This window comes from Vibrio sp. 1069 (assembly GCF_033340555.1).
This window is the reverse complement of record NZ_JAWOWP010000265.1, coordinates 1-787: the sequence shown is the minus strand read 5'-3', so window position 1 is coordinate 787 and position 787 is coordinate 1. Positions and strand designations below refer to the sequence as shown.

The following is a 787-nucleotide window of genomic DNA, read 5'->3' as shown; positions in this document are numbered from 1 at the left end:
TCACTACCGTACCAGCAAGGTTCTGTTTGATACCTGTCGGCGTCAAACTGCTACCTTGGACATTCACGTCGATATTACCCGTACCTTCTAACTTGTCGTTGTTAGCAACATCAATCAGTAGCGGTTGAACTTTCACACCTTGGATTGATTTTTTCACGCTGTAAGTCGCTGGCGTCTTACGTGCATCTAGTCTTGCTGTTGCTGAAATTGTGCCTTGGTACAACTTCGAGCTAAATGATGTGAGGTCAAACACACCACGATTGACAGTGAAGCTCGCTTTTACCGCTTCCATTTTTGCGTTAGCCGCTTTGAACTTATCGATGGTGATATCACCTTTGACATCCAGCGTTTTCAGTGCTGAAAGATCCGGCTCAACTTCAGGCCCCGCGGATGCACTCTTACCACCAGATGCTGGCTTTTCGCTTGCTGGTGCTTGTTTATCCAAGCCTAAGAATTCATCTAAATCGATATTAGGGCTATGAAGGGCAAAACGTATTTTTGGAATGTCTCCCAATGTCACATCGGCTTTACCATCCAATGCAATCGCGTTTGCGGTTAACTTCTCTAGAATAAAGCTAAGGTGGCTTTTATTTAGGTCAAATGAAAGGTCAGAGACCATATCAACTTTCATTGGTGATTGTGGCAAAGCATCACCTTCAAAGCTTGATTTCAGCGTAAGCTTATTCAACAACACTTTGCTAATCGCTTGGTCAACCGTAAGCTGCCCACCGCCTTGCATGTCCAGCTTCATACCAGCCGCACTGCCTTTAAGCGCGTAGCTAAGATT

The 787-nt window shown here is 45.1% G+C and carries 1 protein-coding gene; it reads right to left on the bottom strand.

Translation table 11 applies throughout. The annotated features are described in order from the left end of the window. The coding region (locus tag R7040_RS25875) for an AsmA family protein (protein WP_318097490.1) at positions 1-787 on the bottom strand (787 nt) is incomplete at both ends.